This is a genomic window from Actinotalea sp. JY-7876 (assembly GCF_014042015.1).
In the GTDB taxonomy this organism is placed as follows: Bacteria; Actinomycetota; Actinomycetes; order Actinomycetales; family Cellulomonadaceae; genus Actinotalea.
The window spans coordinates 1,858,141-1,879,086 of the sequence record NZ_CP059493.1 but is presented as its reverse complement, the minus strand read 5'-3'; the positions used below and the strand labels follow the sequence as shown (position 1 = coordinate 1,879,086).

The window sequence follows — 20,946 nt, the reverse complement described above, 5'->3', positions numbered from 1 at the left end:
CGAACCTCTCCTCGCTGGTGCGCCGCGGCGGTCGCCGCGGCAGGGTCGTCCGGTGGGCGCCACGCGTGCGACGCCCACCGGCCCGGCCTGCTTCCGCGGCTACTTCTGCGCCGCCGCCTGCATGTCGGCGGTCACCGACTCAGCGGTCGACGAGCCAACGAGCATCCCCTGCGCGCCCGCCTGGAGGGCTGCCTGGACCTCGGGGTTGGGCCACGACACGTCGGGCGCCGGCGTGGTGCGGCCCTCGGCCTGGAACTGCTGGAAGACCGCCACCTCGACGGGCGCCTCGAAGTTCTCCGCGCCGATGGTCGGCACCGCGCCGGCCTGCAGCTCGGCCAGCATCGAGAGCTGCTCGACCTCGCTCATCCAGTTCACGAACGCCATGGCGAGCTCGGGGTTCTTCGCGTCGGCGTTGACGCCCATGGTGGAGCTGAGCGACGCGGGGAGCGTCGTCTCGTCGGGGTCGTCCGTCGCGGGCAGGGGGACCATCTCGAAGACCGTGCCCTCCTCGGCGTTCTTCTGGATCTCCGAGAGAAGCGCGCCGACCTGGACCGCCGCGAGGGCCTCGCCCTTGCCGAGCATGACGTAGGACGCCGGACCGTCCGTGCCGGTCGGGTTCTGCTGGAAGCAGCCGGCGTCGATCATCTCGCCGTACTTCTCCATGACCGTGACCCACTCGCTGTCCGTGAAGTCGTTCTCCGTGCCCACGCCGGCCTCGAACTCGGGGTCCTTGCTGTCGACCAGCGTCGAGGCGAGCGCGTACGGGATCAGCTGCGAGATCCACGCCATGTTCGCGCCGAGCACGTAGGCCGGCAGGCCGGCGTCCTGGGCGTCGGCGCAGAAGTCGAGCACCTCGCTCCAGGTGGTCGGCGGCGTCAGGCCCGCCGCCTCCATCGCCGTCTGGTTGTAGATGGCGCCGATGCCGAAGGCCGTGGAGGGGAAGCCGTAGACCTTGTCCTCGTAGCTGAGGAAGGACCGGTACGGCTCCTCGAGCTGGTCCGCCCACGGGGCGTCGGAGAGGTCGGCGAGATAGCCGTTCTCGGCCAGGACGCCCACCGAGGTCGGCGAGCCGGCCCCCGGGTTGAGGTAGAGCACGTCGGGGGCGTTGCCGGCGGACAGCTGCGTCGAGAGCAGCTGCTGCGCGTTCTCGTTGCCCGCGACGTACGTGACGTTGACGGTCGTGCCCTCGTGCGACTCCTCGAACGCGGCGATCAGGGGCTCGGTCTGCACCTTGGTCCACGGCGAGAGGAAGGACAGCTCGCCGCTGACCTCGCCGCCCTCGGACCCGCCGCCGGTCTCCGGTGCCTCGGGCTCCTCCGCGGCCGAGCTGCACGCCGTCAGGGACATCAGTGCCAGTGCGGCCACGACGAGCGGGGCCAGCCTGCGGTGCTCCATTGCAGTGTCCTTTCGTTGTCTCCGCGCCACCGTCCGGTGGTCGCGGTCGCTCTGCCGTCCCCGTGCGTCACGTTCTGCCCGGGCGGGGGGATGCGAGGTCCTAGCCCTTGAGCCCGCCCGCGAACCCGCCGATGACCTGCTTCTGCAGCAGCGCGAAGGCGATCAGGACGGGGATGGAGGCGAGGAGCAGGCCGGAGAACACGACCTGCCACTCCGTGACGTACTCGCCCACGAAGGACGTGATCGCGACCGTCACGGTCTGCTCCCCGCTGCCGGCCAGGTAGAGCAGGGGGGTGAAGAAGTCGTTGTACATGGCGATGCCGTTGAGGATCGCGATGGTGAGGGTGATCGGCCGCAGCAGCGGGAAGACCACGTACCGGAAGGTCTGGAAGGGGCCGCAGCCCTCGATCTGCGCCGACTCCTCGAACTCGCCGGGCAGCGCCCGCAGGAAGAGCGTGTACAGGAAGATGGAGAAGGGCAGGTAGATCGAGGAGTAGACGACGACGAGGCCCCACGGCGACCCGATCAGTCCCAGGTCGCGGATCATCGTGTAGAGGGGCAGGGCGGCGAGCTGGAGCGGGAGCATGAGGCCGCCGAGGAAGACGACGGACCAGGCGCTAGAGAACCAGCCGGTGCCGCGCACGAGGTAGTAGCTCGCCATCGCCGAGACGGCGATGACGATCACGCTGCTCACGACGGTGACGAGGATGCTGGTCACCAGGGCCTTGGCGAGGCCGCCGTCGACCCACGCCGTGACGACGCCGTCGAACGATGGCGGGACGCTGGGCTCGAGCGCGGAGCTCGTGGTCCCCTCCTGCCGGAACGCCACGTTGACCAGGAGGTAGAACGGCACCGCGAAGAGCAGCGCGACCACGATCATGACGGCCTCGAGGACGCCGGTGCGGAACGTGTAGCGGGATCTCATGCGCTTCGCTGCCTCCGGAGCAGGGTGAACTGGATGGCCGTGAGGACGGCGATGACGACGCTGAGGACCACGGCCAGGGCCGCGCCGTAGCCGTAGTTGCCGAACTTGAACGCCTCCTGGACCAGGAGGGTGGAGATCGTCTGGGTCTGGTTCGCGGGCCCCCCGCCGGTCAGGACGTACACCTCGTCGAAGACGCGGAGACCGGCGATCATGGTCAGGACCATGTTGATCGTCACGGCGTGGGACAGGTACGGCAGGGTGACGCTGAAGAAGGTGCGCACGGGGCCTGCACCGTCGAGGCTCGCGGCCTCGAGGACGTCCGGCGGGACGCCCTGCAGCCCCGCCAGGTAGATCACCATGGTCGAGCCGACGGACTGCCAGGCGATCACGAAGATGATCACGGCCAGCCCGAGGCTCGGGGTGCCGAGCCAGTTGGGCGGCGTGTCGACGCCCACGACCGCCAGGACCTCGTTGACCGGCCCGTCGGGCGCGACGATGTACTTGAACGTGTACCCGAGCACGACGGGCGAGAGGACCGCGGGGGCGAAGAAGACGGTCCGCAGGACGAGCCGGGACTTGATCTTCGTGTTCAGGGCCAGCGCGAGCAGCATGCCGGCCACGTTCTGGATGACGACCAGCGCGAAGGCGATGATGAAGGTCCGGGTGACGGCCCCCAGCCCGTCGGGCGCGGTGAAGATCGAGACGAAGTTGTCCAGCCCGACGAACTCGCGCTCCGGGCTGAGGCCGTTCCAGTCGGTGAAGGAGATGGAGACGCCCTCGATGCTGGCGCGGACGGTCAGCGCCAGGAAGAGGACGATCGCGGGGGCGGCGAACCACCACGGGACGTAGGAGCCCCGTCGGCGGCCGCGCCGAGGGCGGTGCGGCTCCGTGGGGGTCGGCGCAGGGCGCGTCGCGCGACGCCGGGTCGCGGCGGTGCCGGGCTCAGACACGGGCCCACCCACGCTCGCCGGCCTGGTCGGGGGCTGCTGCCGAACCGAGGGGCGGTGCCGCGTCCGAGCCACCCAGCCGGGCAGCTCCGAGCGCCGCGACCGGGTAGTCGGGCGGCACCAGGCGGATGCGCGCGGACAGCGCCAGCGACGCCGCGAACGGCGACGCCGCCGACTCCTGCGCGTCGAGCTGCGTCAGCAGCTGCAGAAGCGGTGCGCCGAGGTTCGCGAGACCGCCGCCGAGCAGCACGAGCTCCGCGTCCACGGTCAGGACGACGAGCCGAGCAGCGGCCAGGACCCCGGAAGCAAAGCTCCGGGCGGCGGCTGCCGCCGCGGCGTCGCCCCGCGCCGCGGCTGCCAGCATGAGCGCCGCGGGGTGGTCGCCGGCGACCGGCCACGACCGCGCGATCGCGAGTCCTGAGGCGACCGTCTCCAGGCAGCCGCGCAGTCCGCACGCGCACGGCGCGCCGGCCGGGTCGACGACGAGGTGGCCGATCTCCCCGGCGACGCCCGTGGCCCCTCGCCACAGCGCGCCGTCCAGCACGAACCCGGCGGCCAGTCCCGTGCCGAGGTTGAGGTACGCCACGCAGCGGCAGCCGCCGCCGAAGGCGTCGTAGGCGGCCACGGCCGCGGCGTTGACGTCGTTCTCCACGTACGTCGGAGCGCCCAGGCGCTCGGTGAGCACCGCACGGAGGTCCAGTGCAGTGATCCCCAGGTTGACCGCGTCGCGCACCACGCCGGTCGCCGCGTCGACCGCGCCGGGCATGCCCACGCCGAGCGACGCGACCGCGGCGAGGGGCGTCCCGGCATGCTCCAGGGCGGCCACCGCCGCCGCGACGATGCTCTCGACGACGGCGTCCGGTCCGTGCCCCGTGGGGCGTCGCGCCTGGCCGACGATCGTGCCCCGGGGGTCGAGGACCACGGCGAGCACCTTGGTCCCCCCGACGTCGACCCCGACGCGGACCGGCGCCCCGGCCCCGGCCTCCGGCGGCTCTGCCGAGGGCTTTCGTGAAACTACATGTTTCATGTCGGTAAGGATAGGTCCCTAACAATCCTTTGGGAAGGCGATTCCCGGGAGATCTCTCGCGGGCTGCCAGGCGCTCGGGCGGGGAGACGGGGCGGGCGGCCACCGTGGGCGCGCCCGCCCGGGCGAGGGTCAGGGCGCCGGCGTCAGGGGGCCGATGCGGACCGTCGTGAGCATGCCGATGTCCAGGCCCACCGCCGTGACGAGGCGCGCGGGCTGTCCGTGCGCCAGCTGGACGGCGAGCGAGGAGACGGGCTCCGACTCGGCGCCCGCGAGCTCCCCGGTCCACTCGAGTGCCGCGCGGGCCGAGCCGCCGGGAGGCAGCTCGACCGGGCGGGGGGTCGCGGCGCCGCCGTCAGCGGCCCGCTGCTCGGCGAGCAGCTCGAGGCGGTGGCCCCACGTCCCGCGCGCTCCCAGGCCGACGTACCCCGACACGGTGCAGGCGCCCTCGCCGGTGTTCGTGACGACGAGCGTCGCGTACCGGTGGCCGAGCGCGGCGTCGAACCCGGTCAGCTCGTACGTGACGGCGTTGCCGTCGCAGGTGGTCGCATCCTGCGGTCCGGTCGCTGTGACGCGGAGCAGCGCGTCGACGTCCGCCTGCGACAGCTCGTGGTCCGGGACGACGGGGGAGTCCGGCGCCTCGTCCCACCCGGGCGGGAGGTCGCCCTCGGTGGGTGGCGCCGCGGTCGCGGGGGGCCGTGCCGAGGGGGCGGGCGGGTCGCCGCTCGGGCCGCAGCCCGTGAGGGCGCCGAGCGCGAGGCCGGCGGCGCAGACGCCCCCGGCGCGTCGGGTCACCGGCCGCAGGCGCACGATCCGGAGCATAGGCGGGCGAGCGCGGCAACCAGCTCACGGACGTCCGGGTGACCTCCACCGGGCGCAGGCCACGCCATGGGACGGGAGCGGGCGGCACGACGCCCCGGTCACACCCCGGCGTGATGTTCCTGGACGGCAAGCACGTCGATGTCGACAGACGGCGGCGCGAGGGCGACCGGCGCGCCGGTGCGGGCCGAGTGGTAGATCGCACGGACCAGCTCGACGGCGTGGCGGCCCTCGATGCCGTCCACGAGCGGGGGCCGACCCTCCTGGGCCGCCGCCACGAAGTCCAGGAGCTGGTCGCGGTGCGCCCGCCCCCAGGCGTCGGCAGGAGCCGGCGTGTCGTCGGCGGTGTGCTCGGCGCCGCGGGCGCGCGCGGAGTCCTCGACCGCCTCGGTCGCCGCGCGGGTTCCCCCGGTGGCCACCTGCAGGGCGTGCGCCGTCGCGGACTCGCCACCGCGACGGACCCCGTCGACCGTCACGAACGTGGCGAGCCGGTCGCCCTCGATGACCGCGCCGCCACGTGTGCCGTGGACGCCCAGCCGTGCGGCGAACCCGGGGTAGGCAGCGGTCGACGCCATGATCGTGCCGATGGCGCCGTTCGTGAACTCCACCGTCGCGCAGATGACATCCTCGACCTCGATGCGTTCGTGCGCAGCGGTCCGCGCTTGGGCGTAGACCGTCCGGACCGGGCCGCAGATCCACCGCAGCACGTCCAGCGTGTGCACGCCCTGGTTGATCAGCGCACCGCCGCCGTCCATCGCCCAGGTGCCCCGCCACTCGCCGGAGTCGTAGTACGCCTGCGGGCGGTACCACGGCACGCGCGCCTCCGCGAGGACGAGCCGGCCCAGCTCGCCGTCGTCGACCGCGGCCTTGACGACCTGGGACGCGGGGTCGAACCGGTGCTGGGAGACCACCGCGAGCGCGGCACCCGAGACCGCCTGCGCGGCGAGGAGCTGGTCGCATGCCTCCACCGAGACGTCCATGGGCTTCTCGACGATCACGTGCTTCCCGGCGAGCAGGGCCGGCACGCCCACCTCCGCGTGCAGACCGCTCGGGGTGCACACGGTGACGGCGTCGATCGTGGGGTCTGCGAGCACCTCGTCGTAGGGGGCGGCCCGCACGCCGAACTCCGCGGCCAGGGCACGGGCACGTTCGGGGACGGCGTCCGAGCAGACCACGAGATCGGCGTGGCCGCGCAGGTCGAGCAGTGCCCGGGCGTGCGTCGGTGCGATGACGCCGCAGCCCACGAGCGCGAACCGCAGACTCATCGGTAGGGCACGCCCTCGGCCTCGAGGATGGCCGTGAAGGCCCGGGTGGCGCGGACGAAGTTGTCCGCGCCGGAGAACCCACCCAGGTGGTGCGCGTCGGCCAGGTGCGGCTCCATGGACACGAACCCTTCGTAGCCGTCGTCGGCGAGCGCGCGCACGGTCTCGCGCAGCCGGCCGTCCCCCTCCCCGGCCGGCACCACCTCTCCGGTGGCCAGGACGGCGTCCTTGACCTGGATGTAGTCGGTGTAGGGGCGCAGGAGCGCGTAGGCCTCGGGGAACGGCACGACGCCGCACTGCACGAAGTTCGCCGAGTCCCACGCCAGGCGTAGTGCGGAGGAGTCCACCGCCGTCACGAGGTCGTGGACCCGCTCGGGGACGTCGCCGAAGATCTCCTTCTCGTTCTCGTGGAGCAGGACGACGCCGCCCGCGGCGGCTCGCTCGGCCAGCGCGCTCATCCGGCGGACCACCTCGTCCCGGTAGGCCTCGGGTCGCTGCTCCGCGGTCAGGAAGAAGGAGAAGACCCTGATGTACGGCGCGCCGACCGCGTGGGCGACCTCGACCGCGCGGTCCATCCGGCGCAGGTGCGCATCGAAGTCGTCGGTGATGTTGACCTTGCCGAGGGGCGAGCCGATGGACGAGACCCCGATGCCGTGCGCGGCGAGGATCCGGGTGATCTCGGTGACCTGCTCGTCGCTCAGGTCCAGGACGTTGACGTCCCACGCGCTGCGCAGCTCCAGGTACCGGATCCCGAGGTCGTCGAGAACGCGGCACTGGACCTCCGGGTCCGGATCGATCTCGTCGGCGAATCCGGACAGGACCCACATCGCGAGGACCTCCAGGGTTGGTGCGGGGACGCAGGGGCACGGCGCCGCAGCGGTGCCCGTTACGTTAGGGAGGGCGCGTACGCGCAGCAACGGATTGCAGCATGTTGCCGTGGGACCGACCCCTGTCCGGTGGGACAGGCAACTCAGAGCAACTGCTTGTGCCCGCAGGCCGCGGCTCGGTGTGATGGACGGTCCCCGACACGACGACCCACAGGAGCACCCCCATGGCGGACACCGCCGTACGCCTCGGCATCATCGGACTCGGGCAGCAGGGCAGCATGTACGCCACGCTGATCAGCGAGGGACGGGTCCCGCACATGAGCCTGGGAGCCGTCTGCGACACGGACCCCGCCAAGCGGGAGCTCGTCCGCTCGTCGTACCCCGGCGTCGCCGTGCACGACGACTACACGGCGATGCTGACGTCGGGCGACGTCGACGCCGTCGTGACGACCGTCCCGCACTTCCTGCACCCCGAGATGGGCATCGCCGCGCTGCGCGCCGGTGTGCACGTGCTCGTGGAGAAACCGGTCGGGGTCTACACCCGCCAGGCGGACGAGCTCGTCGCCGTCGCCGGGACGAGGCCCGACCTCACCTTCGCCATCATGTTCAACCAGCGCATGAACCCGCTGTACCGGCGCCTGAAGGAGATCGTCGAGGGCGGCGAGATCGGCCGGGTCCTGCGGAGCAGCTGGATCATCACCACGTGGTGGCGGCCGCAGGGCTACTACGACTCCAGCGCGTGGCGTGCGACGTGGGGCGGCGAAGGCGGGGGCGTCCTGGTGAACCAGGCGCCGCACCAGCTCGACCTGTGGCAGTGGATCTGCGGCATGCCCCAGCGGGTGTACTCCAAGCTCGGGTACGGGGTGAACCGTGACATCGCCGTCGAGAACGAGGTCACCGCCCTGGTCGACTACGGCGACGGCGTGACGGGCACCTTCGTCACCTGCACCTACGACATCGCGGGCACGGACCGGTTCGAGATCCTCGGCGACCAGGGGAAGGTCGTCGTCGAGGACAGCAGGCGCGCCGTCGTGACACGGCTGCGCAAGCCCGAGGCCGAGCTGAGCGCAGCCATGGACATGGCCGACGTCGCACGCCTGTACACGGGCGAGGTCGACCTCGACACGCTCTACACGCAGGAGACGATCGAGTTCGAGTCGCCCTTCGGCCAGCAGCATGCGGACGTGCTCGAGAACTTCGCTCTCAACGTCCTGGACGGCACGCCCCTGATCGCTCCGGGGGCGGACGGCATCAACGGCGTGCGCCTCGCCAATGCGATCCACCTGTCGAGCTGGCTGGGCGAGGAGGTCCGGCTGGACTTCGACGACCAGCAGTACCTGAAGCTGCTCGACGAGCGCATCCGCGAGGAGGGCACCTACCCGGTGCGCGGCGAGGGCTGACAGCACCCGATCCCCGTGACCAGGTCCTTCTGACCGAAGAGGAACACGAAGAACCAGGTCCAGATGAACGTGAAGATCGCGGTGGTCGCCAGTGCCCCTCAGCTCGGAGATGCGGACACGTGCTCACCACCTTCCGTCGGCGTGCGTCGGTGTCGGGCCGGTGGCCGGGGTCTCGTTCGTGCGTGGCGTTCGGGGCATGAGGGTCCTTCGGTCAGGGGACAGGGGAGTGCAGCCGAGGTCGACGTCGCTGAGCTCTCGGCTACGGGAGCCGGACGCCCGCGACGTCGAGGACGAGCTCGCAGAACATCGAGTCCGCCCAGGAGAACCAGTCGCGGGTGTGCACGGCGGGTTCGTCGCCGTGGAACGACTCGTGCATGCGGTACGTGCCGGCGTGGGTCGAGCACAGCGTCGCCACGAGCGCCCGCTTGACGTCGACGGCAGGGCTGGTCAGCCCTTCGACGCACAGGGCCATGGGCCAGACGAACCCCGCGGGCGTGTGCTGGCTCCCGACGCCCGACGCAGCCCGGCCCCGGACGTAGGTGGGGTTGGCCGGGCTGAGCACGAAGGCGCGCGTGGCGAGGTACAGGGGGTCGCTCGGGTCGACGCCGCCGGTCAGCGGCAGCGAGAGCAGGCTCGGCATGTTCGCGTCGTCCATGAGGACCGCGTTCCCGAGCCCGTCGACCTCGTAGGCGTAGATGCGACCGTGGACGGGGTGCTCGACGACTCCGTGCCGGGCCACCGCCGCCCGGATCTGCCCGGCGAGCGCCTCCGCGTCGGCGGCGAGCACGTCGTCCCCGAGGACCCGGCGAGCCAACGTGGCGAGCTGGGTCAGCGCGGCCGCGGCGAACAGGTTCCCGGGGACGTTGTAGTTCAGTGCGCAGGCGTCGTCGCTGGGCCTGAAGGCGCTCCAGCTCATCCCGGTCGGCGCGACCGGGTTGCCCCGCCCGTCCCGGACCAGGGTGTCGGACGCCGGGCCGGTGAGCCGGCGGAAGCGGTACGGCGATCTCGCCTCGTGGTCCTGCTCGACGCGCAGCGTGTCCACGACCAGCCGGGCCGCCCGCGCGAACGTCGTGTCGACGTGGTCCGTCGTGCCGGTGAGGGCCCACAGCTGATGCGCGAGCTGCAGCGGGAAGCACAGCGAGTCGATCTCGTACTTGCGCTCCCAGACCCACGCCGACATCTCGGTGAGGTCGTCCTGGTGGCCGGCGCCGTCGGGCCGCGCGTTGACCGCGTTGGCGTACGGGTCACGCAGGATCGCGGCGGCCTGCTGGCGCACGAGCCCGACGACGACGTCACGAAGGCCGGGGTCCTCGGCGGTGAACGGGAGGTAGGGGCGCATCTGCGCCGCCGAGTCCCGAAGCCACATGGCGGGGATGTCCCCGGTCAGGACGAACGTCGTGCCGTCCGACGCCGTCCGGACGGCGTCGCGCAGGGTCCGGGTCATGGCGTCGGTGAAGATGCGCTCGACGACCGGGTCGGGCCATGCGGCGCGGACGAGCGAGACCATCCGGTCGCGGGTCGCCGGGTCGAGGACGGTCACTCGATCCCGCTCAGCAGCGGGTCCGTGCCCCACGCGCTCTCCCACGCGTAGGTGGTCTCCCGGTCACCGGTCCGCCAGCGGCGCGGCGCCGAGGTGTGGACCCAGTCGAGCGGCTCGACCCCGCCCGGCTCGCCCCCGTCCAGCGCGATGCGCACGGCGGCGCGCAGGTCGGCGTCGACGCGAGGCGTGCGGGACGCGGGATCGACCGACAGGAACAGGGCGGTGCCGCTGCGCGCCACGAGGTCGAGGAACTGCCGGTTGAGCTCCCACGGGGTCTGCGGCGTGGCGGGGACGCAGTCCGGGTCGACCGTGAAGAAGGAGCCATGCTGGGCGAGACGGAACGCCAGGGTGTTGACCCCCATCCGGCGTGTCCGCTCCCACTGCCGCCCGGACGTGTCGTCCCCGGTGCGCTGGGCGGTCTGCAGACCGGCCGCGAGGTGGCCGACCGTGTTGCAGCCGAGCACGACGGCGCCGTCGGCGTTGTCGTGGATGACCCGGTACAGCCCGACGAGGATCTCGGCGGTCGTCCGGCTGCGGTCCGCGAAGCTCCACCCCGGTGACGTCAGTCGGGCGCCCTGGAAGGCGTGACCGAAGCGCCCCAGCACGTCGAAGGTGGAGAAGTCGTGCTTGAGGAGCTCGTAGCCCCACGCCCGGAAGCGCCTCACGTCCGCCCCGATCACCTCGAGGGACTCCGGCAGCGAGAGGTCCAGCGGCCACATGCCGCCGAGCGGCGTCGTTCGTGTGTAGCCGGTGCGCACACGTGACGTCGCGGGCCGGAACCACAGCCCGGGGCGGGCACCCGCGGCGCGGATGCGCTCGGCGACGGCGGGCATGTCGGTGAACGAGCCGGTGCCCGTGTCCCACGGGCCGCCGGCCGCGCCTCCACCGGGGCTCCAGCCGCCGTCGACCACGCTGAAGGGCCGGACCGCGTGATCGCCCGCGAGTCCCGCGACGAGGTCGGCGTCGGCAAGGATCGTGTCGACGTCGAACTCGCCGTAGGTGTGGTACCAGTTGTTCGAGCCGACCAGCGGGGCGGTCGACGGGCTGGTGCCGGGGCTCAGCGCACGGCACAGGCGGCGGTGGACCGCGAAGGGGCCCTCGCCGTCGGCGCCGACGACGGCGCGGACCGTGGCGACGTCCAGGACGCGGTGACCGAGGACGACCGCGCTCCCGCCCGACCGCACGTCGCACCAGAGCGTGACGCCGGCCGGGTCGACGGTCCACGAGCAGAACGCCGCCGGGCGGACCTGCACGCCCATGCCTGTCGTCCCCCCGCTGCGTGGGTCGTGCGCCAGCCAGTACCAGGGCAGGGTGCGCTCGGGGCGCATCACCCCCCACTCGAGCTCGCCGTAGCTGCGCTCCCAGGCGTCGCCGAGGATGCGTACCCCTTCGGGCTGGGGCAGCGCCCAGCGCAGGGCGATCCGCTCGATCTCGTGACCGGGCGCGCTGAGCGCGACGGCCAGGCCGTCGCCCACGGGGCGCACCAGCACGTCGGCGGCCACGGAGCTCCAGGTGGAGCGCTCGGGGTCGGGTCGCGCGGCCAGCGGCTCGGTGGAGGAGCCCGTCACGACGTGGACGCTGTCGGGGGGTGGAACGGCGGAGTAGGGCATGGGGTCCTCGGGTGTCGGGCGCCGTCAGGCGCGTCGCAGGTGGGTGGGGATGACGACCCGGCGCGCTGGGCCGGTGGAACCGTCGATGCGGTCGTAGAGCAGGCGTGCGGCACTGCGTCCGAGCTCTGCGGCGTCATAGGTGACCAGGGTGAGGGGCGACTCGACGAGCGGGGCGAGCTCGAAGTCGTCGAACCCGGCGATCGTCGGAGGCGCCGTGCGTCCCGCACCGGTCAGCGCCGCGAGGGTCATCCGGTTGTTGTCGGCGAACAGGGCGGTCGGCGGCTCGGCGGTACGCAGGATGCCCCGCACGGCGTCCGCGGCCGAGGCCACCGTCATGTGATCGACGCTCACCAGCCGTGGGTCGACCGGTATCCCGGCGTCCGCCAGGGCGCTGCGGTACCCCGCCCAGCGCTCGGACCCGGGCTCGGCCGTCACGTCGCCACCGAGGTAGGCGATCCGGCGGTGGCCCGACGAGAGCAGGTCCTCGACGGCGCCGCGCGCGCCGTCGAGGTTGGCGAGGAGCACCACGTCGCTCTCCACGCCCTGGGGCTCACGGTCGAGGAACACGAGCGGGACGTCGCCGGTCTCCACCGCCACGGGACGGTGGTCGCCGGGCGCGGGCACGACGAGCAGACCGTCCACGTTGCGACGCAGCATCTCGGTGACGAGGTTCTGCTCGAGCGGGAAGCTGCGCCCGGTGACTCCGATCGTGACGAGGTCGCCGCGCGCGGTGGCGACCTCCTCGACCCCGTGCGTGATGCCGGCGGAGAAGGGGTTGGCGATGTCCTCGATCAGCAGCGCGATGGTCTCGCTGCGGCGTCCGGGGCGGAGGTTGCGGGCCGCCAGGTTGGGCCGGAAACCCAGCGCGTGGATCGCGGCCTGCACCCGTTCGCGCGTCGCCGGGTTGACGTAGCGCTCGCCGTTGACGACGCGCGACACCGTCGAGACCCCGACTCCCGCGGCCGCGGCGACGTCCTTGATGGTGATGTTGCGCGCGGTCATGGGCCCTCCGGTGGTCGGCAACGAGGTGTGGCGGCTATCCGAGGCCGGCGTTCACCTCGTCGATGAACGCCCGAGCGGCCTCAGCCGGAGTCTGGCGCTCGAAGAGCACCTCGGCCAGGTAGCGGCTGAGCACCTCGGAGGTGTTCCCGCCGCCCACAGGCGCCGGCGGCGCGACCTCTCCGACCTCGTCGGCGATCTCGTCGATGTAGGCGAGCGTGGCTGCGTCCGCGTCGCTGACCAGGTCCGCGATGGCTTCGCGGAGCGCGCTGTTGGGCGGCGCGCCGCGCTCGGCGAGCATGACCTCTGCGGCCTCGGTGCTGTTGATCAGGTAGTCCACGAACGCCGCAGCCTCCTGCGGGTGCTCCGTGCGCGAGGAGATGGACCAGAACATCGAGCCCTTGTAGTAGGCCCCGTTCTCGGAGGCCTTCCCGGTCAGGCTGGGGGGCCGGAGCAGCACGAGCTCCGAGGACCCCGAGGCCGTCATCGCGGAGTTCAGCGTGTTGCTGTCGGCGGCGGTCATGCCCTGCCGGTTCTGGGCGAAGACCTTCTGCTCGACCGTCGCCGTGAGGTCCTCGACGATCTCCGACGGGGGCGGGGTGAGGCCGTCCTGGCTGCGGCGCAGGACGGTCTCCCAGAACTCGGTCACCGTCGGCACGCTCAGCCCCAGCTCGCCGTCGGCCGTGTACAGCGACTCGCCGCGCTGGCGCGCGAAGTAGTTGAGGTAGGCGTCCCACGAGCCCATCGAGGCCGCCCCGTACACGCCCGACGGGGAGTTCTCACTGATCTGGCGGGCGATCTCGTCGTAGTCGTCCCAGGTCCACGTCGAGTCGTCCGGCAGCTCGACACCGGCGTCGCGGAACACCGCGGGGTTCGCGATGACCACGAACGAGTTGATGCCGGCCGGGATCGCGAAGAGCCCATCTTCCATGTGCCCGATCCCGAGCGCCGCGGGGTCGATCGCACTGGTGTCCACGGACTCGGGGATCTCGAGGAGCGCACCGCGCCCCGCGTACTCGCGCAGGTACTTCTCGTCCATCTGGATGACGTCGGGCATGTCGTTGGCGGCGACCGTGGTGGCGAGCTTGTCCCAGTAGCCGCCGTAGTCGCTGTACTCGGGCGTGATTGTGACACCGGGGTTCTTGGCCTCGTAGGCGTCGATCACGGTCTGCGTGATCTCGTGCCGTGCGTCGCTGCCCCACCAGCTGAATCGCAGCTCGACGTCGCCGTCGTCGCCCGGGTCGGTGCTGCCGCTGCAGGCGCTCAGAGCCAGGGCGAGCACCCCGACCCCGGCGAAGACCGCACGGCGGCTCCCGGTGGTGGTCGGCCTCGGGCAGTGGGTCTCAGGCATCGTTGCATGGCCTCTCGCGTCGGCGTTGTCCCGTACCCGGTGACGGGCGCGGCCGCGTCGTCGCGGCTCTGGGAACGTTACCGGGAACGGTACCAGGATGACTAGGGCGAGCCCTCGGGTCGCAGCCCGGTCCGGGCTGGACCGTCGGCTCAGGCTCGCGCGGCCGCGGCCCCCATGTGTCGCACGGCCTGCTCGACGAGGGGCCGCGGCGTGGCGAAGTTGTACCGGAGCCATCCCGCGCCGACGGCGCCGCACGCCGCACCGTCGACCCCCGCGACACCCGCCCGCTCGGCGAAGAAGGTGGCCGGCGCCATCGCCAGGTCGAGGCCTCGGCAGTCGAGCCAGGCGAGGTAGGTGCCCTGCGGCGGCGTCCAGCGCACCTCGGGAAGGTGCTCGGCGACGAGGTCCACCAGCAGGGCCCGGGTGCCGTCGAGGTAGTCGCGCACCTCCTCGAGCCACGGGCCGCCCTCGGTGTACGCCGCGGTGGTGGCGATCGCACCGAGAGTGCTCGCCCCCTGCCCGGCGACGACGGCGATGCGCTCCCACGTGGCGTCGTCCGCAGGGTTGGTGGTGACGAGCTGGGCGCACTTGAGCCCGGGCAGGTTCCACGCCTTCGACGCCGACACGGCCGTGACGGTGTGGGCGGCGGTCGTGGCAGACAGCGACGCGTACGGGACGTGGGTCGCGCCGGGAAGGACGAGGGGTGCGTGGATCTCGTCGGCGAGGACTCGCGCCCCGGTCGCCGCCACGACGTCCGCCAGTGCGAGCAGCTCCGCGCGGGTGTGCACGTGGCCCGTGGGGTTGTGCGGGTTGACCAGCACGACCAGGCCGCCGGCGGGCTCCAGCGCCCGGCTGATCGCGTCGAGGTCCAGGGTCCATCCCCCTGCGGCCCGCGCCATGGGGACCTCGACGAGCGGCCGCCCGAGGATGCCCGGCGCCGCGAGGAACGGCATGTAGGCGGGTGTGGGGACGACGACCGGTGAGCCGGGCGCGGAGAAGTGCTCGACGGCCGTGCGGAACGCGGTGTGCACGTCGGCGACCAGATGCACCGCGGATGCGGGCACGTCCCACCGGTAGGCGCTGCGCAGCCGGTGGGCCGTCGCCCGGGACGTCGCCGCCGCCACCGAGGGCGGCAGGTAGCCGAACGCCTGGGCGTCGACCGCCGAGCGAAGGGCAGCCACGACGGGCTCGCTGGCCGGGAAGTCCATCTCGGCGACCCCGGCGCCCAGAACGTCCCCGGCGGTCGACCACTTGACCGAGCCGCGCCGCCGCAGATCGTCGGCGGTGCGGAGGTGGAAGGGAGGGGGCGTCGTCATGCGCCGCCATCCTGCCGCCCCACCTGGGAGTTGGACAGCGAGGTCACCCCGACGACTGGACCGGCGCGTCCGCGCGCCGGGTCGGGACGGGGGTGTCCACGTCACGGTGCCGAGGGCGACACCACTGTCAGGGAGGCCCCTCTACAGCCGTTGCTGCGCGGGGTCCCCGACACGCCGAAGGCCGCCTCGGATGTCTCCGAAACGGCCTGTGACCTGCGGTGATGCTGGTGGGCGATACTGGGATCGAACCAGTGACCTCTTCCGTGTCAGGGAAGCGCGCTACCGCTGCGCCAATCGCCCGTGCCGGAACACGGCTGTGCTGCTCGGTTGATGCTGGACTGCTGATGCGAGGTGGAGACGGGATTCGAACCCGTGTGGACGGCTTTGCAGGCCGCTGCCTCGCCTCTCGGCCACTCCACCGTAAGGCTCCTGCACCCACCTGGGCGTTGCCCGTACGGGTATGTCGCCTCCGAGCGGACGACGGGATTCGAACCCGCGACCCTCACCTTGGCAAGGTGATGCTCTACCACTGAGCCACGTCCGCGCGACACGCTCTCCGGGTCTCCCCGGCGCCTTGTGCGTCCCGAACTCTAACGGACCGCGAGGACCAGAGCCAAACCGGCCCGCCGCCCCGCGCGTCGGGCGCCCGCTAGCGTGGCCGCGTGCCGGTCGATCCCCTCGAGGTCCCGCGCCTGCCCGTCGAGGGCTGGGCCCGCTTCGCCGGGGTCCGTGCCCGCGGGCCCGTGGAGTGCGTCGACGTGCTCCGCCACCCGGAGCGTCTCGAGCACGGGTTCTGGGTGGTCGTGGGGGAGTTCGACGGTCCCGTCCGCGCCTGGCGCTTCGCCGAGGTCACGCGGGACGGCGTGTCACCGGGCGGTCTGCCGTGGCGGGGCCCGCCGGCCGACGCCTGGTCGAGCTCGATGTCCCGCGACGCCTACCTCGCCGGCGTCGCGGCCGTGCGGGAGCGGATCCGGGCCGGAGACGTCTACCAGGTGAACCTGTGCCGGGTGCTCAGCGCGCCGTTGCCGGCCGGCTCCGACGGCGCGGAGCCCTCGGCCGCGGCCCTCGCGGCGGCCCTCGAGGTGGGCAACCCGGCGCCGCACGCCGGCGCCCTGCACGTCCCGGCGGGGCAGGGCCTGCCCCCGGCGTGGGTGGTCTCGGCGTCACCCGAGCTCTTCCTGCGCGTGCGCGACGGCGGGGTGGGGTCGGGTCCGATCAAGGGCACGGCCGCCACCGCCGCCGGGCTGTCCGGCAAGGACCGGGCCGAGAACGTGATGATCGCGGACATGGTGCGCAACGACCTGCAGCGCGTGTGCCGCCCCGGCACGGTCGAGGTGACGTCGTTGCTGGGGGTCGAGCACCACCCGGGCCTGGTCCACCTCGTCACGCGGGTCGAGGGGCGCCTGCTGCCCGGCCAGGGCTGGGAGAGGCTGCTCGCGGCCACGTTCCCGCCCGCGTCGGTCTCCGGGGCGCCGAAGCGCGCCGCGCTCTCGGTCATCCGCGAGCTCGAGCCCGGTCCCCGCGGTCCCTACTGCGGCGCGTTCGGCTGGGTCGACGGCGACCGCGGTGAGGCCGAGCTCGCGGTCGCCATCCGCACGTTCTGGTGGACCGCCGACGGCCGGCTCCACTTCGGCACGGGGGCGGGCCTGACGTGGGGGAGCGACGCGGCGGCCGAGTGGGCCGAGACCGAGCTCAAGGCCGCGCGCCTCGTCGCCCTCGCGAGCGCGACGGCGGATGATGGGACGGTGCCCCCGGGCGCGGACGAGGAGGACGACCGATGAGCGACCTTGCGGTGTGGGCGGACGGACGCCTGCGGGATGCGGCCGAACCGGTCCTCAGCCCCGTCGACCACGGGGTCACGGTGGGCGACGGCGTGTTCGAGACCTGCGGGGTCGTGCGGGGGAGCGCGTTCGCCCTCACCCGCCACCTCGCGCGCCTCGGGCGCTCGGCGCGCGGGCTCGGGCTCGACGAGCCGGACCTCGACGCCGTCCGGGCCGGTGTGTCGGCGGTGCTCGCCGCGCAGCCCGGCGCGGGCCGGGTGCGGATCACGCTCACGGCGGGCCTCGGCCCGCTCGGGTCCGGGCGCACCCCGGGCGCGCAGACGCTCCTGGTCGTCGCCGGACCCGCGGCACCCCCGCGCCCCGTCACCGCGGTCCGCGTGCCGTGGACGCGCAACGAGCGCTCCGCCGTCGCGGGCCTCAAGACGACGTCGTACGCCGAGAACGTCGTGGCGCTGGGCGAGGCGACGCGCCAGGGCGCGGACGAGGCGCTCCTGGCCAACACCGTCGGGGCGCTGTGCGAGGGCACGGGGAGCAACACCTTCGTCGAGCGCGACGGCGAGCTGCTGACGCCCGCGCTGAGCACCGGGTGCCTCGCGGGCATCACGCGGGAGCTCGTGCTGGAGTGGTCCGCGCAGGCGGGGCTGCCGGTGCGCGAGGCGGGACCGGACGAGCTGCCCTGGACCGCGCTGGACGACGTCGTCGCCGGCCGGGCCCACCTCGCGCTGAGCGGCTCGGTCCGGACGTTCGTGCCGATCGTCGGGCTCGACGGCCACCGGCTGGCGGCCGGGCCGCTGACCGAGCGGGTCGCCGCCCTGTACCGCGAGCGCGAGGCGGCCGACGTCGACCCGTGAGGCCGGCGGGGCCGGGCCTCAGGCGTCGAGAAGCGTCACGATCAGCCGCGAGATCTCGTTCTCCATGCGCTGACCCTCGCTGCCGAACGGCACGAGCTCGACCGTGGCGGCGATGAACCGCTTGAACGGCTCGACCGGGCCGGCGAGCAGGGCGTCGCCCTCGACGCCGCTCAGCGCCACGAGCAGGTAGGTCGGGTCCTCGTCGCGCCAGATCCGCGCGTCGCCGGTCCCCGCCGGCGCCGACGCGTCGGCCAGCACACCGTGCGCGATGAGCTCGCGGCCCAGCAGCCACGTGGACGTCGAGTGGGTCCCCGTGAAGACGACGCGCACCGTGTAGGGATCGCTCGCGTCGAAGCTGAGCTCGGCCCGCACGGGCATCACGCTCGCGTCGGAGAGCACCAGGTGCATCGGGACGGCCTCGCGGACGTCCTCGACCTGTCCTGCCATGGCCACCCCTTTCCCTGTCGATTCCGTATTCGGCGCGGAGTTCGCTAACATCATCGCGTCGTCGTGCGGTGCTCCCTCGTGAGCACCACGCCGCATGACGGGCGATTGGCTCAGTGGTAGAGCGCCTCGTTCACACCGAGGAGGTCACTGGTTCGAACCCAGTATCGCCCACCTTGTCGGCCCCCGGTCATCCCCCGAACGGGGCATCACCGGGTGAAACTGTTTATGACTCCCTGAGACCTCGCAGGTCAGGCGGCCTGCCCGTGATGTGTGACCTAGGTCCCGTCCGGGTGCGCCGCAGGAGTCGTCGCCGGGTGCATCACCCGTCCGGCTCAGTGCCGTGAGGCCCGCCTTCCCGACACCTGAGACGGGCCCCGGCCCTGTGCGCGTCCCCCGGGCGGTCCCCGGTCGGTAGCATCGTCGGACCGCCCAATCGAGGAGTTCGTGCCGTGCCACAGATCACCCTGACCGTCGACGGAGCCCAGCGTGAGGTGCCCGAGGGGACGACGGCGGCAGAGCTCTTCGAGGGGCGCCGCGAGGTCGTGGTCGCCCGTGTGGACGGCGAGCTGCGCGACCTGTCCGCGCCGGTCCCGGCCGGCGCGCAGGTCGAGGCCGTGACCGTGGACTCTCCCGACGGCCTCGCGGTCCTGCGCCACTCCGCGGCGCACGTGCTGGCCCAGGCGGTCCAGGAGCTCCACCCGCAGGCGCGCCTGGGCATCGGCCCGCCGATCACGGACGGCTTCTACTACGACTTCGACGTCGAGACACCCTTCACCCCCGAGGACCTCAAGGCGCTCGAGAAGGTCATGCAGCGCATCGTCAAGGAGGGCCAGACCTTCCGCCGGTGGGAGGTGACCGAGGAGCAGGCCCGCGCCGAGCTCGCCGCCGAGCCCTTCAAGCTCGAGCTCATCGGGCTCAAGGGCACGTCCGACACCGCCGCCGAGGGCGCCTCGGTGGAGGTGGGGCTCGGTGGCCTGTCGATCTACCAGAACGTCAAGCGTGACGGGTCCGTCGCGTGGCAGGACCTGTGCCGCGGCCCCCACCTGCCCAGCACCCGCCTGCTCGGCAACGGGTTCCAGCTGACCCGCTCGGCGGCCGCCTACTGGCGCGGCTCGGAGAAGAACCCCCAGCTGCAGCGCGTCTACGGCACGGCCTGGCCGACGAAGGACGAGCTCCGGGCCCACCTCGAGCGGCTGGCCGAGGCCGAGCGGCGCGACCACCGTCGCCTGGGCAACGAGCTCGACCTGTTCTCCTTCCCCGACGAGATCGGCTCCGGCCTGGCGGTGTTCCACCCGCGCGGCGGCATCATCCGGATGGAGATGGAGGACTACTCGCGCCGGCGCCACGTCGAGGCGGGCTACTCCTTCGTCAACACCCCGCACATCACCAAGGAGCGGCTCTTCCAGCTGTCGGGCCACCTCGACTGGTACTCCGAGGGCATGTACCCGCCCATGCACCTCGACGAGGAGCTGGACGACGAGGGCAACGTGCGCCGGACCGGGCAGAACTACTACCTCAAGCCGATGAACTGCCCGATGCACAACCTGATCTTCCGCTCGCGCGGGCGCTCGTACCGCGAGCTGCCGCTGCGGCTCTTCGAGTTCGGGACGGTCTACCGCTACGAGAAGTCGGGCGTCGTGCACGGCATGACGCGGGCGCGCGGGTTCACCCAGGACGACGCGCACATCTACTGCACCCGCGAGCAGATGCGCGACGAGCTGACGGGGCTGCTGACCTTCGTCCTCCGCCTGCTCAAGGACTACGGGCTGAACGACTTCTACCTCGAGCTGTCGACGCGCAACCCGGAGAAGTCCGTGGGCTCGGACGACGCGTGGGACGAGGCGACGCGCACGCTGGAGGAGGTCGCGACCGCGTCGGGCCTGGAGCTGGTGCCCGACCCGGGCGGCGCCGCGTTCTACGGGCCCAAGATCTCCGTCCAGGCCAAGGACGCGATCGGGCGCACGTGGCAGATGTCCACGATCCAGCTCGACTTCAACCTGCCCGAGCTGTTCGAGCTCGAGTACACGGCGCCCGACGGCTCGCGGCAGCGCCCGGTGATGATCCACCGCGCCCTGTTCGGCTCGATCGAGCGGTTCTTCGCCGTGCTCACCGAGCACTACGCCGGCGCGTTCCCGGCCTGGCTCGCGCCCGTGCAGGTCGTCGCCGTGCCGGTCGCGGAGCCCTTCAACGACTACCTGGGCGACGTCGTCGCGCGGCTGCGGGCCGAGGGGATCCGCGCCGAGGTCGACCTGTCCGACGACCGGTTCGGCAAGAAGATCCGCACCGCCTCGACGCAGAAGGTGCCCTTCGTGCTCATCGCGGGGGGCGAGGACGTCGAGGCCGGTGCCGTCTCCTTCCGCTACCGCGACGGTCGCCAGGAGAACCAGGTGCCGGTCGACGAGGCGGTCCGCCGGATCGTCTCGGCCGTGCGCGAGCGGGCCCAGGTCTGATC

Annotated in this window: 17 protein-coding genes and 4 tRNA genes; 5 read left to right on the top strand and 16 right to left on the bottom strand. The window is 72.6% G+C overall.

Translation table 11 applies throughout. The features are described 5' to 3' along the window. Nucleotides 1-99: 99 nt before the first annotated feature. From H2O74_RS08800 to H2O74_RS08770, 7 genes are all read right to left on the bottom strand, one after another. Nucleotides 100-1,395 (bottom strand): ABC transporter substrate-binding protein, encoded by a 1,296-nt coding sequence (locus H2O74_RS08800; RefSeq protein ID WP_182111243.1) that lies wholly within the window; start codon nucleotides 1,393-1,395, stop codon nucleotides 100-102. Nucleotides 1,396-1,495: 100 nt separating this feature from the next. Then, nucleotides 1,496-2,320 (bottom strand): carbohydrate ABC transporter permease, encoded by an 825-nt coding sequence (locus H2O74_RS08795; RefSeq protein WP_182111242.1) that lies wholly within the window; start codon nucleotides 2,318-2,320, stop codon nucleotides 1,496-1,498. Further along, nucleotides 2,317-3,270, bottom strand: a complete 954-nt coding sequence (locus H2O74_RS08790) for a carbohydrate ABC transporter permease (RefSeq protein WP_182111241.1) — start codon at nucleotides 3,268-3,270, stop codon at nucleotides 2,317-2,319. Before H2O74_RS08790 ends, H2O74_RS08795 begins: the two co-directional genes overlap by 4 nt. Beyond that, nucleotides 3,263-4,294, bottom strand: coding sequence for an ROK family protein (locus H2O74_RS08785; RefSeq protein WP_182111240.1), 1,032 nt, complete (start codon nucleotides 4,292-4,294; stop codon nucleotides 3,263-3,265). The genes H2O74_RS08790 and H2O74_RS08785 overlap by 8 nt, the downstream gene beginning before the upstream one ends. Nucleotides 4,295-4,423: 129 nt before the next feature. Next, on the bottom strand, nucleotides 4,424-5,101 hold the full coding sequence (locus tag H2O74_RS08780) for a DUF4232 domain-containing protein (protein WP_182111239.1): 678 nt from the start codon (nucleotides 5,099-5,101) through the stop codon (nucleotides 4,424-4,426). 110 nt (nucleotides 5,102-5,211) lie between these two features. Continuing rightward, a complete protein-coding gene (locus H2O74_RS08775; RefSeq protein WP_182111238.1) occupies nucleotides 5,212-6,375 on the bottom strand; it encodes a Gfo/Idh/MocA family protein in 1,164 nt (387 codons plus the stop codon). After that, nucleotides 6,372-7,199 (bottom strand): sugar phosphate isomerase/epimerase, encoded by an 828-nt coding sequence (locus H2O74_RS08770; RefSeq protein WP_182111237.1) that lies wholly within the window; start codon nucleotides 7,197-7,199, stop codon nucleotides 6,372-6,374. Before H2O74_RS08770 ends, H2O74_RS08775 begins: the two co-directional genes overlap by 4 nt. 224 nt (nucleotides 7,200-7,423) lie before the next feature. Here H2O74_RS08770 and H2O74_RS08765 point away from each other — a divergent pair, with 224 nt between their 5' ends. Then, nucleotides 7,424-8,599: a Gfo/Idh/MocA family protein gene (locus H2O74_RS08765; protein WP_182111236.1), complete on the top strand. Its 1,176-nt coding sequence runs from the start codon at nucleotides 7,424-7,426 to the stop codon at nucleotides 8,597-8,599. A gap of 259 nt (nucleotides 8,600-8,858) precedes the next feature. On the opposite strand, the gene H2O74_RS08760 is transcribed toward H2O74_RS08765, so the two are convergent. The 8 genes from H2O74_RS08760 to H2O74_RS08725 form a co-directional block, all read right to left on the bottom strand. After that, nucleotides 8,859-10,139: a glycoside hydrolase family 125 protein gene (locus H2O74_RS08760; RefSeq protein ID WP_255491524.1), complete on the bottom strand. Its 1,281-nt coding sequence runs from the start codon at nucleotides 10,137-10,139 to the stop codon at nucleotides 8,859-8,861. After that, entirely contained in the window at nucleotides 10,136-11,707 is a 1,572-nt protein-coding gene (locus H2O74_RS08755; protein ID WP_220457937.1) for a hypothetical protein, read from the bottom strand. The genes H2O74_RS08760 and H2O74_RS08755 overlap by 4 nt, the downstream gene beginning before the upstream one ends. 66 nt (nucleotides 11,708-11,773) lie before the next feature. Further along, on the bottom strand, nucleotides 11,774-12,751 hold the full coding sequence (locus H2O74_RS08750) for a LacI family DNA-binding transcriptional regulator (protein WP_182111234.1): 978 nt from the start codon (nucleotides 12,749-12,751) through the stop codon (nucleotides 11,774-11,776). 34 nt (nucleotides 12,752-12,785) lie between these two features. Next, nucleotides 12,786-14,099: an ABC transporter substrate-binding protein gene (locus tag H2O74_RS08745; RefSeq protein ID WP_182111233.1), complete on the bottom strand. Its 1,314-nt coding sequence runs from the start codon at nucleotides 14,097-14,099 to the stop codon at nucleotides 12,786-12,788. Nucleotides 14,100-14,248: 149 nt separating this feature from the next. Next, nucleotides 14,249-15,415, bottom strand: a complete 1,167-nt coding sequence (locus tag H2O74_RS08740) for a MalY/PatB family protein (protein ID WP_182111232.1) — start codon at nucleotides 15,413-15,415, stop codon at nucleotides 14,249-14,251. A gap of 225 nt (nucleotides 15,416-15,640) precedes the next feature. After that, nucleotides 15,641-15,715 (bottom strand) — tRNA-Val (locus H2O74_RS08735). Nucleotides 15,716-15,764: 49 nt separating this feature from the next. Beyond that, nucleotides 15,765-15,835, bottom strand: a tRNA-Cys gene (locus H2O74_RS08730). 52 nt (nucleotides 15,836-15,887) lie between these two features. Next, nucleotides 15,888-15,959 (bottom strand) — tRNA-Gly (locus H2O74_RS08725). Nucleotides 15,960-16,077: 118 nt separating this feature from the next. On the opposite strand from H2O74_RS08725, the gene H2O74_RS08720 reads away from it, so the two are divergent. Then, nucleotides 16,078-17,196: a chorismate-binding protein gene (locus tag H2O74_RS08720; RefSeq protein ID WP_255491523.1), complete on the top strand. Its 1,119-nt coding sequence runs from the start codon at nucleotides 16,078-16,080 to the stop codon at nucleotides 17,194-17,196. Continuing rightward, entirely contained in the window at nucleotides 17,193-18,047 is an 855-nt protein-coding gene (locus H2O74_RS08715; protein ID WP_182111231.1) for an aminotransferase class IV, read from the top strand. The genes H2O74_RS08720 and H2O74_RS08715 overlap by 4 nt, the downstream gene beginning before the upstream one ends. Nucleotides 18,048-18,065: 18 nt before the next feature. Here the strand turns inward: H2O74_RS08715 and H2O74_RS08710 are convergent, their stop codons facing one another. Continuing rightward, nucleotides 18,066-18,494 carry an SsgA family sporulation/cell division regulator gene (locus tag H2O74_RS08710; RefSeq protein WP_182111230.1) on the bottom strand — a complete coding sequence of 143 codons (429 nt, stop codon included), beginning with the start codon at nucleotides 18,492-18,494 and terminating at the stop codon, nucleotides 18,066-18,068. Nucleotides 18,495-18,593: 99 nt separating this feature from the next. On the opposite strand from H2O74_RS08710, the gene H2O74_RS08705 reads away from it, so the two are divergent. Beyond that, nucleotides 18,594-18,665: transfer RNA gene (locus H2O74_RS08705), tRNA-Val, on the top strand. A gap of 278 nt (nucleotides 18,666-18,943) precedes the next feature. Then, nucleotides 18,944-20,944, top strand: coding sequence for a threonine--tRNA ligase (thrS, locus tag H2O74_RS08700; protein WP_182111229.1), 2,001 nt, complete (start codon nucleotides 18,944-18,946; stop codon nucleotides 20,942-20,944). Nucleotides 20,945-20,946: the final 2 nt, after the last annotated feature.

Bases quoted from the DNA above. Each gene is read 5' to 3' on its own strand.
- H2O74_RS08800 (WP_182111243.1), bottom strand. From the start codon at position 1,395: ATGGAGCACCGCAGGCTGGCCCCGCTCGTCGTGGCCGCACTGGCACTG.
- H2O74_RS08795 (WP_182111242.1), bottom strand. From the start codon at position 2,320: ATGAGATCCCGCTACACGTTCCGCACCGGCGTCCTCGAGGCCGTCATG.
- H2O74_RS08785 (WP_182111240.1), bottom strand. From the start codon at position 4,294: ATGAAACATGTAGTTTCACGAAAGCCCTCGGCAGAGCCGCCGGAGGCC.
- H2O74_RS08775 (WP_182111238.1), bottom strand. From the start codon at position 6,375: ATGAGTCTGCGGTTCGCGCTCGTGGGCTGCGGCGTCATCGCACCGACG.
- H2O74_RS08770 (WP_182111237.1), bottom strand. From the start codon at position 7,199: ATGTGGGTCCTGTCCGGATTCGCCGACGAGATCGATCCGGACCCGGAG.
- H2O74_RS08765 (WP_182111236.1), top strand. From the start codon at position 7,424: ATGGCGGACACCGCCGTACGCCTCGGCATCATCGGACTCGGGCAGCAG.
- H2O74_RS08750 (WP_182111234.1), bottom strand. From the start codon at position 12,751: ATGACCGCGCGCAACATCACCATCAAGGACGTCGCCGCGGCCGCGGGA.
- H2O74_RS08745 (WP_182111233.1), bottom strand. From the start codon at position 14,099: ATGCCTGAGACCCACTGCCCGAGGCCGACCACCACCGGGAGCCGCCGT.
- H2O74_RS08740 (WP_182111232.1), bottom strand. From the start codon at position 15,415: ATGACGACGCCCCCTCCCTTCCACCTCCGCACCGCCGACGATCTGCGG.
- H2O74_RS08715 (WP_182111231.1), top strand. From the start codon at position 17,193: ATGAGCGACCTTGCGGTGTGGGCGGACGGACGCCTGCGGGATGCGGCC.
- H2O74_RS08710 (WP_182111230.1), bottom strand. From the start codon at position 18,494: ATGGCAGGACAGGTCGAGGACGTCCGCGAGGCCGTCCCGATGCACCTG.